General features: G+C 72.6%; 4 protein-coding genes. All 4 read right to left on the reverse strand.

Annotated features, from left to right (window positions below; translation table 11 throughout):
* Window positions 1–298: 298 nt before the first annotated feature.
* Complete coding sequence (locus tag CCR87_RS00990; protein WP_201155465.1) at window positions 299–949, reverse strand: aspartate/glutamate racemase family protein; 651 nt, start codon at window positions 947–949, stop codon at window positions 299–301.
* Window positions 946–2,415 (reverse strand): dihydropyrimidinase, encoded by a 1,470-nt coding sequence (hydA, locus tag CCR87_RS00995; RefSeq protein ID WP_201155466.1) that lies wholly within the window; start codon window positions 2,413–2,415, stop codon window positions 946–948. The genes CCR87_RS00990 and hydA overlap by 4 nt, the downstream gene beginning before the upstream one ends.
* A complete protein-coding gene (locus tag CCR87_RS01000) occupies window positions 2,412–3,341 on the reverse strand; it encodes an N-carbamoyl-D-amino-acid hydrolase (protein ID WP_201155467.1) in 930 nt (309 codons plus the stop codon). The genes hydA and CCR87_RS01000 overlap by 4 nt, the downstream gene beginning before the upstream one ends.
* Window positions 3,342–3,358: 17 nt before the next feature.
* Window positions 3,359–3,929: thiamine pyrophosphate-dependent enzyme (locus CCR87_RS01005; protein WP_242511781.1), on the reverse strand; the 571-nt coding region annotated here is incomplete at its 5' end.

Raw genomic sequence — 3,929 nt, forward strand, 5'->3', positions numbered from 1 at the left:
CCCCGGGACCCCCTGACCCCGTGATGCCGGCGTACGCCGTCGGCCGGCCATCCGGGCCCGGGCCGGCGCGTGTCGGCAGGGACGACGGCCGTGCCGGGCGCGCCGGGGGGCTACCACCGGGGGCCGGGCGCCGCGACCTTCGTCAGTGCGCGCGGGCCGTCGTCGAAGGGACGGCGGCGCAGCCCCCGCGGGCGCGCTGGCGGACGTCGCAGCGGGCGCGCCTCTGTCGCGGAGGCGGCCTCCGCGGCACCGGCCGCCCGGCGGGCTGATGCGGTGGCCGCGCCCCCTGACCGGTCGCTCAATCCGGGGCCAGGAGCGCGCCCAGGGCCATCGCCACCGCCGCGCGGACCGGGTCGATCACCGGCACCCCGAGACTGCGGGACAGCGCCGCCTGATGGCGGCTCATCCCGGCGCAGCCCAGGACGATCGCCTCGGCCCCGTCGGCACACAGCGCGGCTCCGACGGCGGTCAGCGGGGCCTCGGCCTCGGGGCGGGCGGTCTGGTCCACGCTGAGGTTCACCGCGCGTTCCCCCGCCAGCCGCCCCAGCACCCCCATCCGGCGCAGGTGCAGCCGGTGGCGCGGGATCGACCCGTCCGCGACCGCGATCACGCCAAAGCGGTCGGCGCGGGCCATGGCGGTCAGCACGCCGGCCTCCTGGATGCCGAACACCGGCGCGGCGGTCAGGCTGCGGCACACATCCAGGCCGGGGTCGGAGTAGCAGGCGATGACGATGGCGCCTGCGTCCGGGCGCGCCTGCACCAGCGCCATCAGGGGCGGGATCGCACGCTGGGCGTCGGCGGGGCTCTCGATCCCGAAGGGGCCGTCGGCGAGGGTCAGGCACTCGATCGATGGACCGCCGGGCAGGCGGTAGCACGCCAGCGCCGCGTCCATCCCCGCCGTGACGGCGGGGTTGGCGTTGGGGTTGACCACCAGGATCGGCCCGCTCATCCGTCGCGTCCCAGAAGGTCGGCGCCGAAGGCGCGCGCCGGGTCCAGTTCGGCCGGGGGGCGGGGCGCGGCGGCGCCAAGGTCCGGCCGGGCGCGCGCGATGTAGCGACCCCGGCCCGGCTCGGCCACCAGCCGCCCGCCGTCGATCACCCGGTCGCCGCGCGACAGCACGGTGACGGGCCAGCCGGTCAGCTCCATCCCCTCGTAGGGGGTATAGTCCATGGCGTCGTGCTGATCCTCCAGCCGGACGGTGCGGGTCTCCTGCGGGTCCCAGATGGCGATGTCGGCGTCCGCGCCCACGGTGATGGAGCCCTTGGCCGGCGCCATGCCATAGATCCGCGCGGCGTTGGCCGAGGACAGCGCCACGAACTGCTCAAGCGAGATGCGCCCCGTCCGCACCCCCTCGGAGAACAGCAGCGGCAGCCGCACCGCCAGTCCCGGCATCCCGTTGGCGATGGTGTTGAACGGCGCCTCCGGCCCGCCCGCCAGCTTGCCCGAGGTATCGAACCGATACGGCGCATGGTCCGAGGAGAACAGCGAGAACGTCCCCACCGCCAGGTGACGCCAGATATGCGCTGCGCTCTCGGCATCGCGCGGCGGCGGCGAGCACATGAACTTCGCCCCCTCCATCCCCGGGCGGTCCAGATCGTCGCGCGTCAGGAACAGGTACTGCGGACAGGTCTCGGCAAAGACGCGCGCGCCCTCCAGCCGGGCGCGGGCGATGATGTCGGCCCCTTCGGGGGTGGAGACATGCACGATCATCAGCGGCGCATCGAGGAAGCGCGCAAAGGTCACGGCGCGGTGGATCGCCTCGGCCTCGGCCGCGGCCGGGTGGCTGATGGCGTGGTAGCGCGGCGCGCTGTGCCCGCCCGCCATCAGCCGGTCGGTCATCCAGCCGATCAGGCCGCTGTTCTCGGCGTGCACCATCGTCAGCGCGCCATGGGCGCGGGCGACCGACAGGATCTCCAGGAACTGCCGGTCGTCGATCTTCATGCGGTCGTAGGTCATGAAGACCTTGAAGGACGTCACGCCGCGCGCGAACGCCGCCGGAAGCTCCTCTCGCAACACCGCATCGGTCGCGTCGGCGATGATCAGGTGGTAGCCGTAGTCGATGACGGACGCCCCCTGCGCGCGGCTGTCGTACAGATCCAGCGTCTCGGTCACGCCCATGCCCCGGTGCTGGGCGGCGAAGGGCACGAAGGATGCATTCCCCCCGAACGCCGCGCTGATCGAGCCGGTGCGGTAGTCGTCGGCGGTCATCCCGCCCGAGGCGCTTTCCTGGGCGATGTGGCAGTGCGCCTCGATGCCGCCGGGCAGCACCAGCTTGCCGGTGGCGTCGATCTCGTCGGCGCCCGCCAGGTCATGGCCAAGGGCGGCGATGCGGCCCCCGGTGATGCCGATGTCGGCGCTGAAACGGTCGGCCGCGGTCGCCACCGTGCCGCCGCGGATCACCAGATCAAAGCTCATGGTGCGGGGGCCACCGCGCCGGTCCGTTCGGTGATCAGGCCATAGTGTTCGATCCGGCGGTGGCGGGCGAAGTCGAAGATCGTGGTCTTGCCGAAATTGCACAGGTCCATGTCGCAGGCGTGGACCAGCAACTCGTCACCCTCGGAGGTGGCGCGGGCGACGACCATGCCGTCGGGATCGACGATCACGCTGCCCCCCATCAGCGGGTGGCCGTCCTCATCCCCCGCCTTGGCCACGCCCACCACCCATGTGGCGTTCTGATAGGCGCCCGCGCACATCGTCAGCTCGGAGTGATAGAGGCGCTTGGCCAGCCCCTCGTCGCCGTGCTGGCTGTTCACGCTGGGGGTGTTGTAGCCCAGCATCACCAGTTCCACCCCCTGCAGGCCCATCACGCGGTAGGTCTCGGGCCAGCGACGGTCGTTACAGATGCACATCCCCATCACCGCGCCCTGCGAGCGCCAGACCGGAAAGCCGAGGTCGCCGGGCTCGAAATAGCGTTTCTCCAGGTGCTGGTGGGTGCGTTCGGTGTCGTACTCCACATGGCCGGGCAGATGGACCTTGCGGTATTTCCCGACGATGCGGGCGGCGCGGTCGGTCAGGATCTGGGTGTTGAAGTGCTGCCCCTCGGGCGTCAGCTCGGCGTAGCCGAGGCTGATGGCCACGCCCAGCGTGCGGGCACGGTCGAACAGCGGCTGGGTGGGGGCGTTTGGCATGCTGGCCTCGAACCAGATGTCGGCCTCGGCCCGGTCCTCGTGGTACCAGCGGGGGAAAAAGGTGGTCAGGCACAGCTCGGGATAGACCACGAGGGTGCAGCCCGCGCGGGCCGCGTCCTCCAGCAGGGCCAGCATCCGGGCCACGACGGCTTCGCGACTGTCGGCCTTCTGGATCGGGCCCATCTGGGCGGCGCCGATGACGATTTCACGCATGGTGTCTCCTCTCCGCGTCAGAGCGCGGCTTCGATCAGATAGGGGCCGGGGGTGTCGATGGCGGCCCGCAGGGTGCGATAGAGGTCGGCCGCGCATTCGACGCGCCGCCCCGGCACGCCCATGCCGCGGGCGAGGCTGACGAAATCGACCTCCGGGCCGGTCATCTCCAGCATCGCGAGCGCGCTGGGGCCGGGGTTGGCGCCGACCTTGGCCAGCTCCTGTTTCAGGATCTCATACCCGCGGTTGGCGAGGATCACGGTGGTGACGTTCGCTCCCTCGCGCGCCTGGGTCCACAGCGCCTGGATGGTGTACATGGCCGAGCCGTCGGCCTGCACCGCCACCACGGGGCGATCCGGGCAGGCCAGTGCCGCCCCCAGCGCCAGCGGCGGGCCGACGCCGATCGCGCCGCCGGTCAGCGCCAGCCACGTCGCGGGCGGGGCGCCGGCGCCCATGGGGTGCACGTCGCGCCCGGCGGTGTTGCTTTCCTCGATCACGATGGCGCCTTCGGGCAGGGCCGCGGTGATCGCCGCCGCCAGCCGGTCCAGCGTGATCGGCCCGGCCGCCGGGGCCTCGGGGCGCGGGGCGTCG

Source organism: Rhodobaculum claviforme (assembly GCF_016653255.1).
In the GTDB taxonomy this organism is placed as follows: Bacteria; Pseudomonadota; Alphaproteobacteria; order Rhodobacterales; family Rhodobacteraceae; genus Rhodobaculum; species Rhodobaculum claviforme.